Annotated in this window: 22 protein-coding genes; 15 read left to right on the top strand and 7 right to left on the bottom strand. The window is 71.0% G+C overall.

Annotation, left to right across the window (positions count from 1 at the left end):
* Positions 1-7: 7 nt before the first annotated feature.
* Complete coding sequence (locus IEZ27_RS36085) at positions 8-658, top strand: DUF1707 SHOCT-like domain-containing protein (protein ID WP_189651372.1); 651 nt, start codon at positions 8-10, stop codon at positions 656-658.
* Between the two features lie 3 nt (positions 659-661).
* On the opposite strand, the gene glpX is transcribed toward IEZ27_RS36085, so the two are convergent.
* Positions 662-1,696, bottom strand: a complete 1,035-nt coding sequence (gene glpX, locus IEZ27_RS36080) for a class II fructose-bisphosphatase (RefSeq protein WP_125636709.1) — start codon at positions 1,694-1,696, stop codon at positions 662-664.
* Positions 1,697-1,948: 252 nt separating this feature from the next.
* Between glpX and IEZ27_RS36075 the strand changes: the two genes are divergently transcribed.
* Genes IEZ27_RS36075 through IEZ27_RS36065 form a run of 3 tightly spaced genes read left to right on the top strand, consistent with a single transcriptional unit; the run spans position 1,949 to position 3,364 of the window.
* Positions 1,949-2,557: a TetR/AcrR family transcriptional regulator gene (locus IEZ27_RS36075; RefSeq protein ID WP_189651371.1), complete on the top strand. Its 609-nt coding sequence runs from the start codon at positions 1,949-1,951 to the stop codon at positions 2,555-2,557.
* A gap of 11 nt (positions 2,558-2,568) precedes the next feature.
* Positions 2,569-3,099 carry a DUF4245 domain-containing protein gene (locus tag IEZ27_RS36070; protein WP_189651370.1) on the top strand — a complete coding sequence of 177 codons (531 nt, stop codon included), beginning with the start codon at positions 2,569-2,571 and terminating at the stop codon, positions 3,097-3,099.
* Between the two features lie 37 nt (positions 3,100-3,136).
* Complete coding sequence (locus IEZ27_RS36065) at positions 3,137-3,364, top strand: exodeoxyribonuclease VII small subunit (RefSeq protein ID WP_125636712.1); 228 nt, start codon at positions 3,137-3,139, stop codon at positions 3,362-3,364.
* 14 nt (positions 3,365-3,378) lie between these two features.
* Here the strand turns inward: IEZ27_RS36065 and IEZ27_RS36060 are convergent, their stop codons facing one another.
* Complete coding sequence (locus tag IEZ27_RS36060; protein ID WP_189651369.1) at positions 3,379-3,792, bottom strand: nitroreductase family deazaflavin-dependent oxidoreductase; 414 nt, start codon at positions 3,790-3,792, stop codon at positions 3,379-3,381.
* 84 nt (positions 3,793-3,876) lie between these two features.
* Between IEZ27_RS36060 and IEZ27_RS36055 the strand changes: the two genes are divergently transcribed.
* Positions 3,877-4,482, top strand: coding sequence for a TetR/AcrR family transcriptional regulator (locus IEZ27_RS36055; RefSeq protein WP_189651368.1), 606 nt, complete (start codon positions 3,877-3,879; stop codon positions 4,480-4,482).
* Here IEZ27_RS36055 and xseA read toward each other — a convergent pair.
* Together xseA and IEZ27_RS36045 are read right to left on the bottom strand one after the other, a co-directional pair.
* On the bottom strand, positions 4,479-5,681 hold the full coding sequence (xseA, locus tag IEZ27_RS36050) for an exodeoxyribonuclease VII large subunit (RefSeq protein ID WP_189651367.1): 1,203 nt from the start codon (positions 5,679-5,681) through the stop codon (positions 4,479-4,481). The two genes, IEZ27_RS36055 and xseA, sit on opposite strands and share 4 nt — an antisense overlap.
* Positions 5,682-5,707: 26 nt before the next feature.
* Entirely contained in the window at positions 5,708-6,727 is a 1,020-nt protein-coding gene (locus IEZ27_RS36045) for a hypothetical protein (protein WP_189651366.1), read from the bottom strand.
* Positions 6,728-6,827: 100 nt separating this feature from the next.
* Here IEZ27_RS36045 and IEZ27_RS36040 point away from each other — a divergent pair, with 100 nt between their 5' ends.
* On the top strand, positions 6,828-7,793 hold the full coding sequence (locus IEZ27_RS36040; protein ID WP_189651365.1) for a 4-hydroxy-3-methylbut-2-enyl diphosphate reductase: 966 nt from the start codon (positions 6,828-6,830) through the stop codon (positions 7,791-7,793).
* Here IEZ27_RS36040 and IEZ27_RS36035 read toward each other — a convergent pair.
* Together IEZ27_RS36035 and rmuC are read right to left on the bottom strand one after the other, a co-directional pair.
* On the bottom strand, positions 7,790-8,299 hold the full coding sequence (locus IEZ27_RS36035) for a DUF6542 domain-containing protein (protein ID WP_125636718.1): 510 nt from the start codon (positions 8,297-8,299) through the stop codon (positions 7,790-7,792). The two genes, IEZ27_RS36040 and IEZ27_RS36035, sit on opposite strands and share 4 nt — an antisense overlap.
* 14 nt (positions 8,300-8,313) lie before the next feature.
* A complete protein-coding gene (gene rmuC, locus IEZ27_RS36030) occupies positions 8,314-9,570 on the bottom strand; it encodes a DNA recombination protein RmuC (RefSeq protein ID WP_189651364.1) in 1,257 nt (418 codons plus the stop codon).
* A 95-nt stretch (positions 9,571-9,665) separates the two neighbouring features.
* On the opposite strand from rmuC, the gene IEZ27_RS36025 reads away from it, so the two are divergent.
* Together IEZ27_RS36025 and ychF are read left to right on the top strand one after the other, a co-directional pair.
* Positions 9,666-10,391: a hypothetical protein gene (locus IEZ27_RS36025; protein WP_189651363.1), complete on the top strand. Its 726-nt coding sequence runs from the start codon at positions 9,666-9,668 to the stop codon at positions 10,389-10,391.
* A gap of 11 nt (positions 10,392-10,402) precedes the next feature.
* Positions 10,403-11,479 (top strand): redox-regulated ATPase YchF, encoded by a 1,077-nt coding sequence (ychF, locus tag IEZ27_RS36020; protein ID WP_189651362.1) that lies wholly within the window; start codon positions 10,403-10,405, stop codon positions 11,477-11,479.
* A gap of 52 nt (positions 11,480-11,531) precedes the next feature.
* Here the strand turns inward: ychF and IEZ27_RS36015 are convergent, their stop codons facing one another.
* A complete protein-coding gene (locus IEZ27_RS36015; protein ID WP_189651361.1) occupies positions 11,532-11,834 on the bottom strand; it encodes a hypothetical protein in 303 nt (100 codons plus the stop codon).
* Between the two features lie 197 nt (positions 11,835-12,031).
* Here IEZ27_RS36015 and IEZ27_RS36010 point away from each other — a divergent pair, with 197 nt between their 5' ends.
* The 7 genes from IEZ27_RS36010 (at position 12,032) to IEZ27_RS35980 (ending at position 22,107) form a co-directional block, all read left to right on the top strand.
* A complete protein-coding gene (locus IEZ27_RS36010; RefSeq protein ID WP_189651360.1) occupies positions 12,032-12,331 on the top strand; it encodes a hypothetical protein in 300 nt (99 codons plus the stop codon).
* Between the two features lie 626 nt (positions 12,332-12,957).
* On the top strand, positions 12,958-13,710 hold the full coding sequence (locus IEZ27_RS36005) for a conjugal transfer protein (RefSeq protein WP_229824655.1): 753 nt from the start codon (positions 12,958-12,960) through the stop codon (positions 13,708-13,710).
* Between the two features lie 63 nt (positions 13,711-13,773).
* On the top strand, positions 13,774-14,037 hold the full coding sequence (locus tag IEZ27_RS36000) for a hypothetical protein (protein ID WP_125636878.1): 264 nt from the start codon (positions 13,774-13,776) through the stop codon (positions 14,035-14,037).
* Positions 14,038-14,091: 54 nt separating this feature from the next.
* Positions 14,092-16,620 (top strand): TcpE family conjugal transfer membrane protein, encoded by a 2,529-nt coding sequence (locus IEZ27_RS35995; RefSeq protein WP_189651358.1) that lies wholly within the window; start codon positions 14,092-14,094, stop codon positions 16,618-16,620.
* A 47-nt stretch (positions 16,621-16,667) separates the two neighbouring features.
* Positions 16,668-19,145: an ATP-binding protein gene (locus tag IEZ27_RS35990; protein ID WP_125636724.1), complete on the top strand. Its 2,478-nt coding sequence runs from the start codon at positions 16,668-16,670 to the stop codon at positions 19,143-19,145.
* On the top strand, positions 19,142-21,481 hold the full coding sequence (locus IEZ27_RS35985; RefSeq protein WP_189651357.1) for a type IV secretion system protein: 2,340 nt from the start codon (positions 19,142-19,144) through the stop codon (positions 21,479-21,481). The genes IEZ27_RS35990 and IEZ27_RS35985 overlap by 4 nt, the downstream gene beginning before the upstream one ends.
* A gap of 2 nt (positions 21,482-21,483) precedes the next feature.
* Positions 21,484-22,107 (top strand): hypothetical protein, encoded by a 624-nt coding sequence (locus tag IEZ27_RS35980; protein WP_189651356.1) that lies wholly within the window; start codon positions 21,484-21,486, stop codon positions 22,105-22,107.
* The last annotated feature ends 1 nt before the right edge of the window (position 22,108 follow it).

Here is a 22,108-nt window from a genome sequence, read left to right as displayed (position 1 = left end):
CAGAAGTGTGAACGAACGCGCGGGATCGTGGTTGCCGAAGCTGCAGGAAGTCGGAGAACGGCTGGCCGAGGAGTTCATGACGGCCCGGCGCAATCCCGCCGCGCCCGGCGTTCCGCAACCCCACGAGCTGCGCGCCTCCGACGCCGACCGCGAGCGCATCGCGCAGGTGCTCCAGGACGCCCACGCCGACGGCCGGCTCGACCTCGTCGAGCTGGAGGAGCGGCTCGGCGTCGTCTACTCCGCGCGTACGCTCGGCGACCTGGCCGGGCTCACCGCCGACCTGCTCCCGGCCGAGGAGCAGCCGCTCAACCTCGACGGCCGGCCGGTGTCGGCCATCTTCAAGAAGGAGCAGCGCGGCGGGCGCTGGGTGGTGCCCGCCGAGCTGGGCGTCACGGCCATGTTCGGCACCACCAAGCTGGACTTCCGCGACGCGATCCTGCAGAACAGCCGGATCGTCATCAACGCCACCCTGGTCTTCGGCGGCCTGGAGATCCACGTGCCCGAGGGCCTTGAGGTGATCAGGGTCACCAAGGACAAGACCGTCCGCCTGACCAAGCAGCCGGTCGAGCCCGGCGGGCCCGTGGTCGAGGTGCACACCACGAACTTCGCCGGCGAGGTCAAGGTCAAGGAACCGCCCAAGCGCAAACGCCGCCGCTGAGCGTCAGCCGGCCGTGTCGAAGTTGATCGCGCTGTAGGCGCGCAGCTTCCACAGCTGGTGCTCGCTCTCGATCTTCCTGATGGTCCCCGACCGGCCGCGCATCACCAGCGAGCTGGTCACCGCCGCGCCCGACCTGAACCGTACGCCTTGCATCAGCTCGCCCTGGGTGATGCCGGTCGCGGCGAAGAACACGTCGTCCGACCTGACCAGGTCGTTCGTGGTGAGCACCTGGCTGAGGTCGTGCCCGGCCTCGACGGCCCTGCCGCGCTCGGCGTCGTCGCGCGGCCACAGCCGGCCCTGGATCACGCCGCCCAGGCACTTGAGCGCGCACGCGGCCACGATGCCCTCGGGCGTGCCGCCGATGCCCAGCATCAGGTCGATGCCGGTGCCCGCGCGGGCCGCCATGATCGCGCCGGCCACGTCGCCGTCCACGATGAACTTGATCCGGGCGCCCGTCTCCCTGATCTCCTTGACCAGCCTCTCGTGCCGCGGCCGGTCCAGCACGACCACGGTGACGTCGGACGGCGAGCAGTGCTTGGCCCTGGCCACCGCGTTGATGTTGTCGGCCACCGACGCCTCGATGTTCACCACGTCGGCCGCCTCCGGCCCGGTGACCAGCTTCTCCATGTAGAACACGGCGGACGGGTCGTACATCGAGCCGCGCTCGCTCACCGCGATCACCGACACCGCGTCGGGCATGCCGAGCGCGGTCAGCCTGGTCCCGTCGATCGGGTCCACCGCGACGTCGCAGTCGGGGCCGCTGCCGTCGCCGACGCGCTCGCCGTTGTACAACATCGGGGCGTGGTCCTTCTCGCCCTCCCCGATGACCACCACGCCGTTCATCGACACCGTGTTGATCAGCTGGCGCATGGCGTTGACCGCCGCGCCGTCGGCGCCGTTCTTGTCGCCCCGGCCCACCCAGCGGGCCGCGGCCATCGCAGCCGCCTCCGTCACGCGTACCAGCTCCATCGCCAGGTTGCGGTCAGGGGCGTGCTCGCCCGTCGCGAGCGCTGCCGGTACCGACGTCTGATCGGACATGTTGAGTGGCCTCCTCGTTGGGAACTCTCTCGATCGTAGTTGCCGGTCTATTCCCGGTCAGAAGGGGATAATCTGCACCCTCCGGCGCGCCTGCCTGCACGACGGTTGCGGCGCGATGGTCAGGGACTGGCCAAAAGGGATATCTATATGGGTGCCCCCGCATGACGGAGAACGGATTTTGCGCCATATCCCGTGCGCGTAGAAGATCTCGCCTCCACCATGGACATGCGCCCCGGCCGTGGAGGAGATCGAATGAGCGAAGTGGAACACGCGGTGACCCAGCCTCGCACGTCCGAGCGCGGCGCCGCGACGCGGAGTTCGCTGCTGGCGGCCGCGAGGGAGGTCTTCGTCTCCAAGGGCTTCGCCGAGGCCGGAGTGACGGACGTCGTCGCCAAGGCCGACGCCAGCGTGGGCAGCCTCTACCACCATTTCTCCGGCAAGGCCGACCTCTACCTCACGTTGTGGGAGGAATGGCAGGCCCGGCAGGCCCAGCGCACCAAGCAGGCCGCCCGTACGGCCCGCGCCGCCGGCGAGGGCGACCCCATGCGCGTGTTCATCGACGCCGCCCGCGCCTACCTCGACGGCTGCCTTGAGGAACGTGAGCTGGCCGCCCTGTTCCTGCGCGGCGACGGCCCGCCCGGCTTCGAGGTGGTCATGCGCGACCGCCTGCGTACGTGGGCCCAGCGCAACGCCGCCCTGTTCGAGGACGAGCCCGCGCTCGTCGTCGTGGTCACCGGAGCCCTGGCCGCGGCCGTCTCCGAGATCGTCTTCTCCGGCGACCGCGCGATGGCCGACGAGGTGCTCGCCATCATCGGCCGGATCAGGCCCGCCGCTTCGGCGACCGCGCCCTCCAGCGGGTAACCTCGCCAAGTGTGCGACGGTTCACCCAAGGTTTCTACGGCTACGCGGTAGCCCTCTTCGTGTGTCTGGCGGGCGTGGGGCTGTTCATGCTCGTCGCCCCGCAGAGCCGGGAGGAGCACATCCCGCGGCTCGACTACTCCATCACCGTCGCCAACTTCGGGCATGAGGTGCCCTACCAGGTGTGGGCGCCGCAGAAGGACCCGTCGGGCTGGGTGCCCAACAGCAACAGGATCGCCAAGGGCGAGGGCGGCGCGCAGGTGCTCTACCTCGGCTACGCCACGGCCGCCAGGCAGCACGCGATGTTCGCGCAGAGCGACGAGAAGCCGGCCGCCGAGTTCGCCAACCGCATGACGGGCATCGCCAAACCCGCGGGCAACCAGCAGGTCGGCGACGTGACCTGGGAGAGGCGTTTCCGCGAGGACAAGAAGCAGCGTTCGCTCGTGCGCGTGCTCCCCGACGTCACCCTCGTGATCACCGGCACGGCCGACTGGCCGGAGCTGACCGAGCTGGCCGGGCTCCTGCAGCAGCGCGACAAGGGCTGAGGCCTGGCCGGGCCCGCCGGCGTCTAGGGTGGTGCCCGTGGCAGACGAGAAGACACCTTCGTACGAGCAGGCCCGCGAGGAGCTGACCGAGGTGGTGCGCCGCCTTGAGACGGGCGGGCTCACCCTGGAGCAGTCGATCGAGCTCTGGGAGCGCGGCGAGAAGCTCGCGGCCGTCTGCGAGGAGTGGCTCCAGGGCGCCCGGGTCAAGCTCGCCGCCGCGATGGCCAGGCGCTCGGAGCCGGGCGCCGACGACGCCCCCTTCTGATCGGGCCGGCCGCCTCAGGAAGCGGTGCGGCTGAGCAACACCACCGGGATGCGGCGGCTGGTCTTGGCCTCGTACTCCGCGAAACCGGGGGCGATCTCCACCATGCGGGCGTAGAGCGCGTCACGCTCCTCGCCCTCGGCGAAGTCGGCCTTCACGTCGAACGTCTCGACCCCGACCTCGGCGGTGGCCGTGGGGGTCGCACGCAGGTTGTGGTACCAGGCCGGATGGTTGTCGGCGCCCGCGTTGGAGGCGATGACCACATAGCGGTCGCCGTCGGGCAGGTACATCACCGGCGTGGTCGTCGGCCTGCCGCTCTTGGCGCCCGTGGTCGTGAGCAGCACCAGCGACGCGCCCTCGAACGGACCGCCCACCCGGCCCTCGTTGGCCCGGAATTCGTCGATGATCTGCTGGTTGAACGAGTTGGTCATGCTCAGCTCCTCATAATCGGAGAGTTCTCCGATTCGGAGAATACCGGAGAGCTCTCCGTTTACAAGTGGGGTTATGCTCCAGGCGTGCGCGCACGTCAACCACTGCCCATCGTCGGGCAACCCCAGCCCGAACGGGCCGACGCCGCGCGCAACCGCCGGAAGATCATCGAAGTGGCCGCCACGATGATCGCCGAACGCGGCGCGGACGAGCTCTCGCTCGACGAGGTGGCCAAGGCCGCCTGCGTGGGCGTGGGTACCGTCTACCGGCGCTTCGGCGACCGGGCGGGTCTCGTCCTCGCGCTGATCGACGAGCGGGAGCGGCGGTTCCAGGAGGCGTTCCTGAGCGGGCCGCCGCCGCTCGGGCCGGGCGCGCCGCCGGCCGAGCGGGTCACGGCGTTCCTGCACGCGCTGGTCGACCGCATCGTCGAGCAGGAGGAGCTGTTCCTGCTGCTGGAGAACGGGCCGGGCAAGGCGCGCTACAGCGGGCCGTACAAGGTGCATCACGTGCACCTGTCGAGCCTGCTCGCCCAGAGCCGCCCAGGGCCCCACTGCGCCTACCTGGCCGACGCGCTGCTCGCGCCGGCCAGCGCGTGGCTGATCAGGTTCCAGCGGGAGGAGCGCGGCATGACGGTGGAGGACATCAAGGCCGGCCTCGCCGACCTGGCCGCCGTCGTCGTGCGCGGGTGTTAGTCCTCCGTACGGACCGACAGGCGGTCGTCGCTCAGCCTGATCGTCAGCGGGGTGCCCGGCGGCACGTCCTTGGCCAGGCGTACGACCTCGCCCGACGGATGCTGGACGATCGCGTAGCCGCGCTCCAACGTGGCCGCCGGTGACAACGCGACCAGGCGGGCCCGCAGGTGCGTGAGGTCGTCGGAGGCCCGGTCGAGCGAGCCGGTCAGCGAGCGCCTGGCCCGTTCCCGCAGCGCGTCGACCTGCTCGGCCCGGCGTTCGAGCTCGCGTACCGGATCGGCCAGCGACGGCCGCGAGCGCACCGACGTCAGCCACGACATCTCGCGGTCGAGCCAGCCGTTCAGCACCCGGCGCCCGCGGTCGCGCAGCTGGCGGACCAGCGTGAGCTGCTCGCCCACGTCGGGGACGACCTTCTTGGCGGCGTCGGTGGGCGTGGAGGCGCGTACGTCGGCCACCAGGTCGAGCAGCGGGCTGTCCTGCTCGTGGCCGATCGCGCTGACCACCGGGGTACGGCAGGCCGCCACCGCGCGTACGAGCGTCTCGTCCGAGAACGGCAGCAGGTCCTCCAGCGAGCCGCCGCCCCTGGCCACCACGATCACCTCGACCTCGGGGTCCGCGTCGAGCTTGCGCAGCGCCTCGGTGACCTCCCCGACCGCGTACGGCCCCTGGACGGCCACCTCCTCCACCTTGAACCGCACGGCCGGCCACCGGCGGCGGGAGTTCTCCAGCACGTCGCGCTCGGCGGCCGAGTCACGCCCGCAGACGAGCCCGATCGTGCCCGGCAGGAACGGCAGCCGCCGCTTCCTGTCGGCGTTGAACAGCCCTTCGGTGGCCAGCAGCCGGCGCAGCCGCTCCAGCCTGGCCAGCAGCTCGCCCACGCCGACCGGCCGGATCTCCATGGCCGTGAAGGCGAACGAGCCCTTGTTGACCCAGAAATCCGGCTTGACGTGCACCACGACCCTGGCGCCGTCGGTGGGGCGCGGCTCGGCCGCCTCGTAGACGCCGCGCGGCGCGGTGACCCGGGCCGAGACGTTGGCCACCGGGTCACGCAGGGTCAGGAACACCGTGCCGCCACGCGCGCTCAGATCGGTGATCTGGCCCTCGACCCAGACCGTGCCGAGCCTGCCGATCCATCCGCCCACCATCTGCAGGACCGTACGGATCGGCAGGGGGGACTCGGGCGTGGTCTTCGAGGTCATGCCGGAAGACTACGGGCTCGCCGTGACTATTCCCCGGCCCGCAGCTTGACCAGGCGGTTCTCAAACATGCGCACGACCTCGTCGCGGGCATGGGTGGCCCGCTCGTAGGCGAGGTAGTCGCCGATCTGCTCGGCGGACTTGCCGCGCATCCTGGCGCGCAGGGAGGCCACGGTCAGCTCGGAGTAGCCGGGCAGCGGCTCGGCCAGGTCCGCGGGGACGTGCGTGGGCTCGTCCGCGGCGGCGGCCGGCTCGGTGGCCTCGGCGGCGGCCTTGAGCACACCGTCCTGAGCCGCGGCGACGGGCTCGGCAACGGCTTCGGCGGCGGGCGCGGCGGCGGCCTTGGCGGTCTTCGTCGCCTTGGTGGCCTTCGTGCCCTTGGTGCTCTTCGTGGCCTTCGCAGCGCTCTTGGGAGCCTCAGCCACCTCGGGAGCCTCAGCGGCCTCGACAACAGCCTCAGCGGCGGCCTCAGGGGCGGCGGCGGGCGTGGCCTGCGCCTCAGCGGCGGGCGCCTCAGCCACAGCGGCCTCCGCGACGGGCTCGGCCTCCGCGACGGGCTTTGGCTCGATCTTCGTCGCGGGCTTGGCCTCCGCGGCGGGCTTGGCCTCCGCGACCGGCTTGGCGTCCGCGACCGGCTTGGCGACCGGCTCGGCGGTCGGCTCGGTTTCGGGGGCCGTCTTGGTGGTGGTCTTGCCGGCGGGCGCGAAGATGACCGGGTCGGGCTTGCCCTTGGAGGATCCGTTGGGCGCGGCCTCCGGACGCGGCGCGAAGATCACCGGCTCCTTGCGCGCCGCCTTCTCACCCTCACCCGGCGGAACGGCGACCTGCTCGGCGGCGGAGGGACGGGAGTCGTGCTCCTCTTCCTCCTCCTTCCCGCCGCCCAGCCCCTTGATGGAGTTCTTCATCCGGTCCACCACCAGCAACGCCTGCCCGGCGGCGCTGAGCGTGGTCTGGACGACGAGCAGCGGCAGGTCCTTGGCCTTCTCCTTGAGTTCGTCCTTGTTGGTAACGGTTCTGGCGATGTTGCGTATCACGTCGCTGAGGGACATGACATCTCCCTGGGAGGTCTGTATTGGACGGCCAGTCTGGCAAACGGCGGGCGACCACGCACGCGCAGCCCTGATGGCCGCTCCACGTAGCATAAGAAGTATGGAGCCCCAGACCCCCACTTCCCGCCGAGTACTCGTAGCCAAACCGCGTGGCTACTGTGCCGGAGTCGATCGAGCCGTGGTTGCGGTCGAGAAGGCCCTGGAGCAGTACGGCGCGCCGATCTACGTCCGCAAGCAGATCGTGCACAACACCCACGTCGTCAAGACGCTGGAGGCCAGGGGCGCCATCTTCGTCGAGGAGACCGAGGAGGTGCCCGAGGGCGAGATCGTGGTGTTCTCGGCCCACGGCGTCTCGCCGGCCGTCCACGAGGAGGCCAGGCAGCGCGGCCTGCGTACCGTCGACGCCACCTGCCCGCTGGTCACGAAGGTGCACAACGAGGCGAAGCGGTTCGCCGCCCAGGACTACGACATCCTGCTCATCGGGCACGAAGGCCACGAAGAGGTCGAAGGCACCTCAGGCGAGGCCCCCGACCACATCCAGCTCGTGGACGGCCTCGACTCGGTCGACAAGGTCCAGGTGAAGGACCCCGACAAGCTCGTGTGGCTCTCGCAGACCACCCTGTCGGTCGACGAGACCACCGAGACGGTCGCCCGCCTCAAGGAGCGTTTCCCCACCCTGATCGACCCGCCGAGCGACGACATCTGCTACGCCACCCAGAACCGGCAGGTCGCGGTGAAGGAGATCGCGGCCGAGGCCCAGCTCGTGATCGTGGTCGGCTCCGACAACTCCTCCAACTCCAAGCGCCTGGTCGAGGTGGCCAAGGACCACGGCGCCGAGGCCGCGTACCTGGTGGACAACGCCGGACTCATCCAGGACGAGTGGCTCGAAGGCGTCACCACGGTCGGCGTGACCAGCGGTGCCTCGGTGCCCGAGGAGTTGGTCGACGAGGTGCTCGCGCGCCTGGCCGGTCACGGGTTCGACGACGTGCGCGAGGTCGAGTCGGTGCCGGAGAGCGTGCGCTTCGCGCTCCCGCACGAGCTGCGCAAGGACCTGCGCGTGTCCTAGTCGTCGCCGCGCGGGGTGCCGTAGACCTTGGGCTCGAAGTAGCCCTCCGGCTCGGGCACGAACGGCTGGCGCGGGCGCGGCATCTCCGCGCCCGCCCGCAGGTCCTCGCGCAGCTCCCGTACGTTGTCGCGCAGGCCGCGCCGCCAGGCCACGGCCAGGACGACCGCCGAACCCGCGAACAGCCAGGGCGCGCCGCGGGTCAGCGAGCCGTACAGGCCGAGGGCCAGCGACTGGACGATCGACACCGAGCCGAACGCGCGCCCCAGCTCGACGAAGAGCGTCGCGCAGAAGAACACCAGCGGCGGCGTGACCACCAGGGACAGCAACTCGCGCCGGTTGACCAGGAGCACGCCGAGCAGGCACGACCCCACGAACGCGGCCCCCACCAGATAGGACAGGCCGAGCACGGCGGTCAGCACGTAGCCGGCCAGGGTGGCGACCAGGGTGAGCGCGATGGCGCCGCGAGCGGTCAGCCTGACGCCAGAACGCCTGCCCTTCTCTGCCAATGTCCCACCCCCGTTTACGGCGACCCGCCTGCCAACTTACCGTTCGAGTGCGAAATCAGAGACGTGGTTTCGAGCAGTTCGGGGGAGGCCAGGGGTCTCGGCAGCCCTTCGAGCATGTCGGGGGCGTCGAGATCGCCGTCCACGACACCCAGATCGTGCAGTTTGCGTGCGGTAACCAGTACGCGGCTTTCGAGCGAACCGACCGACTTGTTGTACGCCTCCACCGCCCGCGTCAGCGCCTTGCCCAGCGACTCCACGTTCCTTCCGAGGGACGACAGCCGCTCGTACAGCTCCTTGCCCAGCTCGAACACCGCGCGCGCGTTCTCGCTCAGCGCGGCCTGCTGCCAGGCGTAGTGGGCGGTGCGCAACATCGTGATCAGCGTCGTCGGCGTGGCGATGTGCACCCGCCGCGTCATGGCGTACTCCAGCAGGCCGGGGTCGCGTTCGAGCGCGGGCGCGAGGAACGCCTCGCCCGGGATGAACAGCACCACGAACTCCGGCGAGGGGTTGAACCCCTGCCAGTACGCCTTGGCCGCCAGCCGGTCGACGTGCTCGCGCACGTGCCTGGCGTGCGCGTCGAGCCGGACCGTGGCCAGCGACTCGTCCGACGCCTCGGCGGCCTCCAGGTACGCCGCGAGCGAGACCTTGGAGTCGACCACGATGTTCTTGCCGCCGGTCAGCCTGATCACCATGTCGGGACGCATCGCGCCCTCGGTGACCTGCTCCTCGAAGTCGCAGTGGCGCTGCATCCCGGCGATCTCGGCCACCCGGCGCAGTTGCAGCTCGCCCCAACGCCCGCGGGCCTCGGGCCGTTGCAGGGCCCTGACCAGCGCGGTCGTCTGCGAGCGCAGCTGCTCGTTGCTCTGGCGTACGAACTCCATCTGCTTGGCCAGCTCCGCCCGCGCCGCCCGCTGCCCCGACTCTGTGTCGCGCAGTTGCGACTCGACCCGCGCGAGCGCGTCCTTCAGCGGCTCGACCAGGTGCTCGACGGCCTGCCTGCGCTGGTCGAGATCGCCGGCGGCCTCGGCGCGGGTGGCGGAGAACCGGGTCTCGGCCAGTTCGAGGAACCGTACGTTGTTGACGTCGAGCGCGCGCGTGGACAGGGCCTGGAAACGCTCGGCGAGCTGCTCCTCGACGTAGACCAGCTTCTCGGCGGCCGATCTGGCGCGCGCGTCGGCCTCGGCGACCCGCACCGCCGCCCGCGTCCTGGCGACCAGGAAGCCGACGAGGAGTCCGAGGGCGAGTCCGATGAGCAGCGAGACGACATCCACTCAATCGATGATTGCAGCTGATCGCGTACGGATCTTCCCGACACGCTTGCGGAATCCGCTTGTGCGCCGGGCGATCCGTCACGCAGAGTGTTGTCATGGCTACCGGTACGACCGTCGCCGTCACCGTGTCCACGGTGTCGGTCGCCCTGATCGCCCTGGCCGGAGCCGTGATCACCAACTCGGGGTCCGACGACCCCGCCCCCTCCCGTCCCACGCTGCGCTGGACCCCCGGCGCCTGCGTGACCGACCGGTACGCGCTGACGCCCTGCAACGGCGGCGACTTCGAGGTGCTGGCCGTCGCCCACGACCCGCCCCTGCCCGCCGACTGCCCGGACGACACCGACGACGTGCTCCGCATCGGCCTGGGCCGCACCGCCTGCGTACGGTCCTTCCTGGCCCCCCACGCCGGCGCGCCCGGCGGTGGCGGCGGCCTGCTGCGCCCCGGCGACTGCGTGGCGCTCGACGGCCGGGAACACCCCTGCGCGGCCCCCGGCTGGTACGGCAGATCCATCGCGATCACCACGTCCGCGGACGATTGCCCCTCGACCACCCTCGACACCCTCGAAAGCGGCGCCGAGACCGTCTGTCTGGGCTCCGGCGGCCAGGTGCTCGCCCGGGGCGCGTGCGTGGCCCGACCGGCCGCCGACGTGGTCGCCAGGTCGGCCGTGACCAGGGCCGCCTGCGACTCGCCGGACGCCTGGGCCCGGATCGTCTCCTTCGAGACCACGCCCGCGGCCTGCCCCGCCGACGCCCAGCGCTATCTGCGCGCGGCGCCCGGGACCTACCGTCCGGTGACCTGCCTGCACCTGCTCAGCAAGTAAACTCGCTGTCCGTGAGCCTTTCCATCGGCATCGTCGGCCTGCCCAACGTCGGTAAGTCCACGCTCTTCAACGCGTTGACCAAGACCGGCAACGCACTCGCTGCGAACTACCCGTTCGCCACCATCGAGCCCAACGTGGGGATCGTGGGCGTGCCCGACGACCGGCTGCCCAAGCTGGCCGAGATCTTCGGCTCGGCCCGCATCCTGCCCGCCAAGGTCGAGTTCGTCGACATCGCGGGCCTGGTCAAGGGCGCCTCCGAGGGGCAGGGCAGGGGCAACCAGTTCCTCGCCAACATCCGCGACACCGACGCGATCTGCCAGGTCATCCGCGTCTTCGGCGACCCCGACGTCACACACGTCGACGGCGAGATCTCGCCCAAGCGGGACATCGAGACCATCAACACCGAGTTGATCATGGCCGACCTGCAGACGGTCGAGAAGGCCGTGCCGCGCCTGCAGAAGGAGGCGCGCAACAACAAGGACAAGAAGGCCGCGCTGGAGGCCGCCGAGGCCGCGCTGGCCGTCCTGGAGACCGGCAGGACCGTCTTCGAGAGCGGTCTCGACCGGGAGGAGCTGCGCGAGCTACACCTGCTCACCGCCAAGCCCTTCCTCTACGTCTTCAACCTCGACGCCGACGAGCTGACCGACACCGCGCTCAGGGAGCAGCTGTCGGCCCTCGTCGCCCCCGCCGAGGCCGTCTTCCTCGACGCCAAGATCGAGTCCGAGCTGGTCGAGCTCGACGAGGAGGAGGCCCTGGAGCTGCTGCAGTCGGTCGGCCAGGAGGAGTCGGGCCTGCGCCAGCTCGCCAGGGTCGGCTTCGAGACGCTGGGCCTGCAGACCTACCTGACCGCCGGCCCGAAGGAGACCAGGGCCTGGACGATCCGCAAGGGCGCCACGGCGCCCGAGGCGGCCGGCGTGATCCACACCGACTTCCAGCGCGGCTTCATCAAGGCCGAGGTGGTCTCCTTCGACGATCTCGTCGAGGTGGGCTCCATCGCCAGCGCCCGGTCCGCGGGCAAGGCGCGCATCGAGGGCAAGGACTACGTCATGCGCGACGGTGACGTGGTGGAGTTCCGCTTCAACGTCTGACGGGCGCCGGCCGAGCAGGTCGACGCCTGACGGCCTGGTCGCCTGACCGGCGTCAGCCGAGCAGGCCGCCGAGCAGGGCCGCGGGGCCGCCGCTGAGCGGCCCGCCCCCGCCGCCGAGCGCCCCGCCCACGCCGCTGTTGCCGGGGCGCTTCTTGTCGTAGTGGACGAGCTCGTTCGCGTACGTGCCGCCCTGGCACACGGCCTTGCCCCGGCCGACGGGGGAGATCTTGCCCCCCGCGTCGGTGCACTCGGCGTCGGTCACCCAGGAAGGGGCGGCGACGGCAGGGGAGGGCGCGCAGAGGGCGGACGCGGCGAGCGCGGCGGCGGGCAGGAGGGTGGCGGCGAGACGACGCATCACATCGGTCCAATCACGGTGGGCTAACTTTCGCTACGCTAGGTTACCGGCGGATCGCCGTCGAAAGCCCATCGTCCGGCCGACGAACTCGCAGGCCCTTCTGGGATTATGTGATTCCGGGACAACTGCGACGTCAACCACTTTGGGCCCCCGCGCGTCGAATCGTCACGGCGTTCACGCTGACTCGGGAGGCCCTCATGATCCGACGCATCATCCGGAAACGACGTCCTGCGCCCACACTCGCGGGCATCAGCCTGGAGGAGGAGCTGGCCCTGATCAGGGTCGAGCTGATGTACGGGTTGCGCGTCAACCGTGAGGCGTACCTGCGCAGGAAGGTCGACGAGCGCAACGAGCTGGCCAGCCGGATGCGCGAACGGGATGCCGCGTCGATGCTCGCGGACCTTCGGGGGTCGCTGGAGCGCGCGCTGCCGCCCACCGTGGTCGACCTGCACAGCCGCCGCCGGGCGCGCACCACGCAGGATCCCGAGCCCGCCTGAGGCGTCGGGAGCGTCGTACCCCCAGGAGTGGCGCACAACACCTTCTGTCCCTGTCTCATGCCAAATGCGCAGGTCGTGAGAGTCCATGCCTATTTTGGACAGGAATCCGTGTCCGCGCGGCTAGGCTGAATTAGGCGTTTGGCCTGGTCAAATGGGTATTCAGCCGCGAAGTGGCAGGAATCGGTACCGAAGCCTGTCATACGGATCCGGTTTGCCGTGAGGGCGGTCATGCCTGCAGCATGGGCGTGGCTTTCCTGGAAGAATGGCGGGACCGGATAGGGTGACTACTTCACCGCGGATGATGGGGATCGGCAACGGACGACACCGCGCCAACCGGGGGGATCGGCGCGAGCGGAGGCGTGATGGCTCGTAGGTCTACCGTCCAGCACGATCCTCGGATCGCTGGCGAGCCTGAGCTTTCCGCGCGCCCGGACATGGCTGACTTCGACGCGCCGCCCTCGCGCAGGCCGCGGCGGGGCGGCTGGTCCGGCGGCGGCGGACGGTGGCTGGTGTGGACCGGCCGTATCATTCTCTGGGCGCTTATTGTGGTTATCGTGGTCAATGGGATTCGTGCCCCATTTGAGCGGTTTACCCAGCAAGAGCCCACGACGACGAATGGCGCCGTCGTGGCGCACAAGGGATTCCCCACTGACCAGGGCATGGCTTTCGCCGCCCAGTTCGCGGGGGTCTATCTGAATTTCAGCCCGGAAGACGCGCCCAGCAGGACCAGGAAGCTGGCCGCTTTCCTGGCCGAGGGCATGGACGCGCAGATGTGGTGGGACGGCTTCGGCAAGATGGCCGCCGTCGCGATCCAGCCGTACGACATCGAGGCCACCGACGGCCAGAACGCCGTGGTCAGCGTGGCCTTCCAGTCCGGGCCGCGCCGGCTCATGCTGTCGGTCCCGATCTACTACTCGGGCGACGACAACGGCAAGCGGTTCGTCGTCGCCGGCCGCCCGGCCATCCTGCCCGCGCCGGCCCCGGCCGACCTGCCCCAGGTCGCCCAGCCGGAGAGCGACGACGCGGCGGTGGCCGAGCTCAAGCCGCAACTGGAGGGCTTCTTCAAGGACTACGCCTCCGGCGACACCGCCGGACTGCAGCGCTACGTAGCCGCCGGGAAGACCCTGCCGAGCTTCGGCAGCGCGTTCACGTTCGCAGAGCTCAAGGACGTCGTGGTGCCTGTGGGGGGTGCCACCCGAGAGATCCAGGCGGTCGTGGTGTGGATCGTGCCCAACGGCGACGCTCCGGCCACGCCCAGTGCCACCGACCCGGCCGCCGTCGGCGGGCGGCTGGAGCAGGCCTACCGCCTCACCGTGGAGAAGCAGGGCGACAAGTGGTACGTCGCCGACATCCGCGGCGCTGGTCGGGCCGTTGGATAGACGCACGGCCGCGCTGTTGTTCGGTACCCCCCGGGAGGACAAGAAGTGACGTTGAAGACCGTAATGCTCACCTTGATCGAAATGACGCCGACGCCCGCGCCGACCGGCATTGACACCGGAGGGCTCGCCAACTTCCTGCGTGCCTTCTTCGCCCCGTTGTTCCTGGTGGTCGTCTCCGTGGTCGCGCTCTTCTTCCTCTTCACCCGCGAGATCACGCGTTTCGTCCAGTTCCTGATCCTGGCCGTGGCCATCGGAGTGATCTTCTACGTTCCCAACATCATCGAGGTGACGGCGAAGGCGATCGCGGGCGCACTGGGCATCAAGTAAGGGTTGAGACCGCCCCCGGGCGGTCATGTACGAGCGGGTGGAGAGGAGGACCGCGTGGACCTGCCCACGTATACGAACATCTGGCGCATCGAGAAGCGGCTCTACAAGCTTTACGACCTTCGCCTCCCGATGCCGCTCCCCATCGTCTGGATCGGCGTGTTCGTCGGGGTGTTCGTGCCGTGGTCCCTCCTGCTGATCCTGGTGGGCGTGCCCGTGGCGATGCCGTGGCACGTGTTGTTCCTGGTCCCGCCGGGGATCGTGACGTGGTTGTCCACGCGGCCCGTCATCGAGGGGAAGCGGCTGACCGAGCTTCTGGAGTCCCAGCTTCGCTATCTGGGCCAGCCCAAGGCGTGGTACCGGCTCGCGCCCACCGCCGAGCCCGAGGCGGTCTCGTTCTCGGGGCGTGTCTGGCGTACCACTCCGGCGCGGGTCAAGGCGAAGGCCGCGCGCAAGGCCCGCCAGCCGCAGCGCAGGCGCGAGGGGCAGCGGATCGCCGGGCCGCGCCAGGTGCGTCCCGCCGTGGCCGCCGCGGCCGCGGCCGCGCAGCAGGCGCCGGTGGCCGAGACCCGCAACGGGTGGGGTTCCCGTACGCGGCGGGGCATGGCTCCCGCGCTGAGCCCCCGGGCCGGCCGTGCGGCCCCCGCCTTCGGGCGGGAACTGCCGCTGGTCGTGGTCCCCGCGGATGAGACAGGGCCGGCGTCGCCGCCGGTCGAGCACGACGTCGCCGGAGAGCTGGCCAGCCGCGAGCTCACCGGCGGCGCCCTCCCCGGCCGCCCCCGCCACACCCACGCCCACCCGGCCTCCGAGCCGGACGCGGCCGCCGTCCAGGAGGAGCAGGGCGTACGGGAGGCTGAGGGCGCGGCGGAGGCCCGTGCCGACGGGCGCGCGGGCTCCGGGGCGGGACGAGCCTCGGGGGAGACGCGGGACGGTCGCGGGACGGTCGTGCCGATCAGGCCGGAGGGGCACAAGCCCGCGCCGGGCAAGCCCATCGACACCGAGGCGCTGCGGCGGCTGCGCAGGCTCGCCGCCAGCGCCGACGCGCCGCCGGAGACGCCGGAGACGTCAGGGCGTTCCGAGGACGAGCGCGGCGCGGCACAACACCACGACGACGCGGCCGCACACCGCCAGGAGCCCGAAAGCACAGACCGCCGTGACGACGGTCGCGACGACCGCCGTGACGACGGGCGCGGCGACGACATCGCAATCGCGCACGGGCAGCACAGGAAGGGGCAGCCGCCGAAGTCCGGGCCGGCGACGGTGATCCCGGGCACGCCGCGCGTCTGGCCCCCGGTCAACCCCGACGCCAAGCCCTTCTCCGGGCCCACCCTCCGCCTTGAGGACCAGATCCCCAAGCCCGCCGAAGGCACACCCCCGGTCGAGGACGCTCCCGCCGAGGTCGGACACCCGGCGCCCGAAGGGGAGTCCCCCGCGAGGGAGGACGTTCCCGGCGCCGACACGAACGACGAGCCGACGCGGGAGCCGGCGGCGCAGGAAACGAAGGCGCAGGAGGCCGCGCACGAGCGGCAGGCCGGCGGGAGGCCCGGTGACAGGGCCGGCGGGTTCGTGGCGCCCGTGCCCGTTCCCAGGGCCGGTGAGGGCAGGTCCGGCGAAGGACGCGTACGCAGGGTCGAGTCCGTGATCGGCCGCGACTCCGGCGGCTGGCGCCGGATCGCCCAGGTCGTCGTGGGCGGAGGCGGCGTACGCACTGACGGGTCCGAGATCGACGAGGCCAGGGCGAGGGCCGTGTTCGGCGGCAGCCGGCGGATCGTGGTGCTCGGCTGCACCGGCGGCGCGGGCCAGTCCACGACGGCGCTCATGCTCGGCCACACCTTCGCCTCCCACCGCGACGACAGGGTCGTGGCCGTCGACGCCAACACCGGCGGCACCACCCTGACCAGCAGGATCGAGCCGGAGACCCCCGAGACCCTCACGTCGCTGCTGTCCGGCCTCGACCAGGTCAACGGCTACCTGACGATGCGGGGCTTCACCACCCGCACCGCCTCCGGCCTGGAGGTGATCTCGGCCGACACGGACGCGGGCGCCGAGCAGCGGCTCGCCGACCGCAGCTTCTTCTCCGACCACCGCCTCGGCGAGTCGATGCGCCTGCTCGACCGCCACTACAAGCTGTCCGTCATCGACCCGGCCGCCGCCCTCGCGGCCCGCATCCTGCCGTACGCGGACCAGCTCGTGCTGGTGGTCCCGGCGAGCGAGGAGGCGTCGGAGGCGGTGGCGATGACGTACGAGTGGCTCGACGGGCACGGCTGCGCGGAGCTGCGCAGGCGTGCGGTGATGGTGGTCAACGGCGTGAGCAGGCGTTCGATGGGCGACGTCGAGCAGGCGGAGGCGGTGGCCAGGGGCAGATGCCGGGCCATCGTCAGGGTCCCGTGGGAGGACGGACTGGCGCCCGGCGGCGCCGAGATCGTCGACCCAGGTCAGTTGCGCGCGGCGGGACGGCGCGCCTACCTCGCCCTCGCCGGTGTCGTGGTTGCAGGCTTCGCGGTACAGGCACACGGACACTCCGTCCGACCGAGCGAAGAGGAGTTGGCGAGTGACCCCCCGGGCACGAGAATCGGTGAGCGTTAAGTGAACAAGCGAGCAGGTCTGGCCCGTTCATGCGCCGAGGGGGCGGCATGAGCAGGGCGTCCCGTGCGCACCAGCGCCTCGCGGTCCGGTACTTCGACGACCGCATCCTGCTCACGGACACCTGCGCGTGGGCGTACTTCCGCCTTCCGACGGTCAGCTACGAGTTCGTCACACCGGAGGAACGCGAGGCGCTGGCCACCAACATCACGATCGCGCTGGCCGCGATCAGGATGCCCGACGCCGAGGTCCACCTGCGGGTGGCCCATCGCACCTACCCCGCGGCCGAGTGGGCCATGGCGCTCAACGCCACGTCCGACGAGGGGCCGGGCTGGCGCGACTACCTGGAGGAGATGTACCGGCACGTCTGGGCGAAGGACTTCTGGTCGAAGGAGGTCTACCTCGGCGTACGCCTCGGGCCGCGCGGCAAGCAGCTCGGCAACGGCGTGCTCGCCCAGCTCCTCGGCTTCTACCAGAAGACCGAGAGGACGCTCGGCATGGAGGACGACCACGTGCCGGACAGCGAGATCGGCCGGTGGACGGAGTCGGCCGAACGACTCGGCAGAGCTCTCGCGTCCAGCGCCCTGTACGCCAGGCACACCACTTCCGTCGAGGTGGCGTGGTTGTTCCAGCACGCCGCCGCCGGAGCCCTCGGCGACCCGCCGCCCTCGGCCAGCCCGAAGCGGCGCTGGGGCAAGGGCGAGATCGAGTCGCTGGTCGAGGGCGAGATCCACAACGGCAGGTCGCTGCTGCGGATCGTGCAGCCGCAGGGCGACTCGTACGTGGCCAACCTGTCGTTCGCGCGATTCCCCGACCTCATGCCATTCCCCGACGGCGAGCCGTGGATGCACTTCGCCGACCAGCTCCCCTTCCCGGTGGAGATCTCGTCGAGGATGCGGCTGATCCCGCCGGTCAAGGCGTCCAAGGACGTCGCACGCAAGCTGGCCCACGCCCGCGACATGGACCACCACATCCGCGAGGCGGGCGCGGAGGCGCCGATCGCGCTGGCCGAGCAGATCGACGCGGCCCGGATGCTCGAACACGGCATCACCAAGGAACGACTGCCCTTCGTGTACGGCTGGCACCGCCTGATCGTCTCGGCCCCCACCGAGGACATCTGCGTACAGCGGGTGGAGGCGGTCGTCGAGCACTTCCGCGACATGGGCATCGACGTGGTGAACTCGACCGGCGACCAGTTCTCGTTGTTCTGCGAGGCGCTGCCGGGCGAGAAGGTGCGCGTCAACGCCTACGCCCAGCGCCAGCCGCTGCGGACCATCGCCGGCGGCATGGCCACGGCCACCGTCGACCTCGGCGACCGGCTCGACGACGGCAGCGAGGGCTGGCTCGGGCCGTACATCGGCGAGACGGTCGGCAGAGCGCGCAGCATCGTGCACTTCGACCCGCTGCTGGCCGCCAGCCGCAACAGGCCGACCGCCATCGCGATCACCGGCGAGCCGGGCGGCGGCAAGACCACGCTCGCGCTGCTGATGATCTACCAGATGGCGCTGCGCGGGGTCACGGTCGCGGTGATCGACCCGAAGGGCGACGCCGAGTCGCTGGTCCAGCTCCTGGAGAAGCGCGGACGCAAGGCGCGGACGATCCCGCTCGGCTCGGCCGCGCCGGGGCTGCTCGACCCGTTCTCGTTCGGCGACGACATCGCGGCGAAGAAGACCATGGCGACCGAGACGTTGCGGCTGCTGCTGCCCCGCATGTCGGAGGAGCGCGAGTCGGCGATGATCCAGGCGGTGGCCGCGGTCTCCAACGGGTCCGACCCGTCGCTGGGCAAGGTGGTCGACTACCTGGAGCAGGCCGACGACGCGGCCTCGAAGAACCTGGGCGCGGTGCTGCGTTCCATGTCGGAGATGCATCTGGCCAGGCTCTGCTTCGACCCCTCCGGCGGCGACCAGATCGACAGCGAGGGCTGGACCACCGTGTTCACCCTGGGCGGCCTGACGCTGCCCGACGTCGCGACGACCAGGGACGACTACTCCTACGAGCAGCGGCTGTCGGTGGCCCTGCTCTACCTGGTCTCGCAGTTCGCCCGCAGGCTGATGAACGGCCTCGACCGCCGTGCGCCCAAGGCGATCTTCCTGGACGAGGCGTGGGCGATCACCTCCACGCCCGAGGGCGCCAAGCTGGTGCCCGAGGTCAGTCGCATGGGCCGGTCCCGCAACACCGCACTCGTCCTGGTCTCCCAGAACGCCGGTGACCTGCTGAACGAGCAGGTGACCAACTGCCTGTCCTCGGTGTTCGCGTTCCGGTCCACCGAACGGGTGGAGGTGGAGCACGTGATGTCGCTGCTCGGTGTGGAGGCGTCGGAGGAGCACAAGGCCGTGCTCCGCTCGCTCGGCAACGGCGAATGCGTATTCCGTGATCTGGATGGCAGGGCCGGGCGGATCGGAGTAGACCTGATCTCCGAGGAACTGCTCCGCTGGCTCGACACGAACCCGACACACGACAAACCAGACGGTGGCGGGCATGATGATCATCGAGGGGGCGTGGGCAGGGCGCAGGAGGTACGGTCATGAAGATCCGACTATCCCGACGACTGGCGCTGGCACTCGCGCTCGTCAGTGCCGTCCTCGTGGTTCCGCTGGTGGTGGGCGGCTTCTCCACGCCCGTCGCGGCGGCGCCCTGTGACCTGTCGGGGCCGCTCAACCCCGAGATCATCGGCGGCGGCACCGACGGCATGATCCAGCCGCCGCCCCCCGCGGGCGGGGCCCAGGCGCCGACGACCAACTACGGCCAGTTCGGCATGGCCGGCCAGTTCTGGCAGACCCACGACCTCGGCTGCTCCGACTACGTCGCCGTGCTCGGCAACATGTGGGCCAACGGCGTCTTCACCGCGGCCAAGGCCGTCGACCGGCTGACGATCACGACGTACCAGGCGGCGGCCACCGAGGGACCGCTCCAGTCGATCAAGGACGTCGTCGACGACATCGTCCAGAACCTGTCCGAGGCCATGTACTGGCCGTTCCTGCGGCCGATCGTGATCCTCGGCGCGATCTGGCTCGCCTGGTACGGACTGATCCGCAAGCGGGCCACCACCACCGCCGAAGGCGTGATCTGGATGGTGCTCGCGGTCACCGTGGCCGTGTGGTTCTTCAGCCGGCCGGGCGACTTCACCGGGCTCGGCAAGGTCGTCACCGACAAGACGGGCGAAGTGGTCAACTCCGCCTTCTCCGGCCTGCCGGGCGCCGGTGGCGCGTCCTGCCTGCCGCCGCCCGGCCAGACGAACCCGCAGGTCAAACCGGGTGGCTACGGCCAGACGGGCACCGCCGGAGTCGAGCAGAACGCCGACGCCCTGTGGTCCACGCTGGTCTGCAAGCCGTGGCTGGTGGGCATGTTCGGCACCGCCGACCCGCAGCAGCCCATCGTGCGCGACTTCGGGCGCAAGATGCTGGAGACCCAGTCGATCGCGCCCGCCGTGGCCGGCCAGCCCGCCCCTGACATCGCCGCCCACCAGGCCGAGTACGCCAAGGTCGCCGAACTGCTCAAGAACGACTCCCGCTACACCGTCTTCTCCGGCCGCGACTGGTCGGGCAGACTCGGCGTGGCCGTCGGAGCGCTCATCGCGGCCGTGGTGGCCGGGCTGCTGATCTTCCTGGTGGCGGTCTCCCTGCTGGTGCTCAAGGTGGGCTTCCTGCTGATGCTGATACTCGGGCCGGTGTTCCTGCTGGTCGGTGTGCATCCGGGCAGCGGGCGCATCATCGCCATGCGCTGGGTGGAGATGCTCGTCGGCACGCTGTTGCGGCAGGCGGTGCTGACGCTCGTCCTCAGCGTCCTGGTCTACGGGTACGCGCTGATCATCTCCACGGCCATGCCCTGGGGGTTGCAGGTCCTGTTCATGGCATTGCTGACGATCGCGGTGTTCTTCTACCGGCGGCCGTTCCAGCACCTGTTCGCGTCCCTGAGCGGCCACACGGTCGCCACGCGGATGCTCGGCGACGCCGCGAGCTCGCCCGTCCTGGAGCGGGCCGCGAACGTGTTGCCGCCGGTCGCCGGGGCCAAGCTCGGACGCTGGGGCCTGCGCAAGGCCGAGCCGCTCATCAGGGCGGCGGCGGCCGGGAGCGGCGCGGGCGCCGCGGCCGGCGCCGCGGTCGCCCAGGCGAGGATGCGCGGCGAGGAGGGCGAGGGCGTCTCCGCCGGCACCCGGATGCCGGTGTCGGCGGCGCCGCTCGACACCGACCAGCAGGGCGGCAAGGCGGGGGCCCGGCCCCCGCTCGAACCCCGCAGGGGCACCGCGCCGCCGCTCAACCTCAGCGGGCAGCACAGCAGGACGCGCGGCGCCCGCGGTGGCGCCCCGGCCTCCGGGGGCGGTCCGGGCGGCACGCCGTCCGGCGGGATGGTCCCGTCCGGCGGTTCGGGCGGCGCGTCCGGTGGTGCTTCGGGTGGTTCCTCGGGTGGCGGCGGCTGGTTCGGTGGCCGGTCGGGCGGTGGCTGGGCCTCGCGCGGCGGGTCGTCGGGCGGGTCGTCCGGTGGGTCGCGCAACGGGTCCTCCGGCGGGTCGCGGGGCTCCCGGTTCGGTGGCGGCGGTGGCGGCTCCCGGGCGTCGGGGTCGCGTTCGCGTGGGTCCGGTGGCGGGCTGTTCGGCGGTGGCGGCGGTTCCGGCTCGGGTTCCGGTTCCGGCTCCGGCGGCGGGTTCTTCGGTGGCGGGTCCGGGAACGGTGGCGGGTCCAGGTCCGGAGGGTCCGCGTCCCGGCCGTCCGGCGCGTCGGCGGGGCCGCGGATCTTCGGCTCGGACGAGTCGTCGTCCCGCTCGTCCGAGGCGCCGCCGTTGTGGCTGCGCAACAGCGGCAACAGCGGTTCGGGTGACGATCCGTCCGTGCCGTTCTGGCTCAAGCCGAACCGGGGCAAGGACTGACCATGGCTCAGTCCGGTGACAAGCGCGGGCTGGCCTTCGCCGCGATCGTGGTGGTCATCGCCGCGGTCGGCCTCTACCTCACGATGTGGCCGAGCTCGGACGATCCGCCCGAGCCGGCCCCCGCCGGGGGTAGGACGGCCGCCGCCGCGCCCTCGGCGACGAGCAAGCCGCTGGCCACGGCCAGTGCCGCGCCGTTCGACGTCTACTCGTACCTGCCGATGAAGAAGGAGCAGCTCGCCGCGGCGGCGGACCTCGCCGAGCGCTTCACCGCCGTCTACGGCACCTTCAGGTACGACGAGGACGCGGCCGCCTACGCGAGCCGGGTCAAGGCGTTCACCACCGCCGAGCTGGGCAACATCCTGACCAGGACGCTCACCTCGGCCGGCACCGTCCAGCAGAACCGCGACGACCAGATCATCTCCCAGGCCACGGCCAGGCTGAAGGAGATCAGGCAGATCGAGAAGACCTCCATCGTCTTCATCGTGACCGAGACCAGGCAGGTCAACGCGAAGAGCGGCGACCAGCAGGTCGTCGAGGACCTCGCGGTGACGGTGAGCCAGCTCGGCGCGGACTGGCGGATCTTCGACGTACTGCCCGCGACCGAGGGCCAGGACGGGGACAGCTAGC

It is taken from the genome of Nonomuraea spiralis, assembly GCF_014648435.1.
Taxonomy (GTDB): domain Bacteria; phylum Actinomycetota; class Actinomycetes; order Streptosporangiales; family Streptosporangiaceae; genus Nonomuraea; species Nonomuraea spiralis.
The sequence above is the reverse complement of the archived record's forward strand: the minus strand, read 5'-3'. Positions and strand labels throughout refer to the sequence as shown.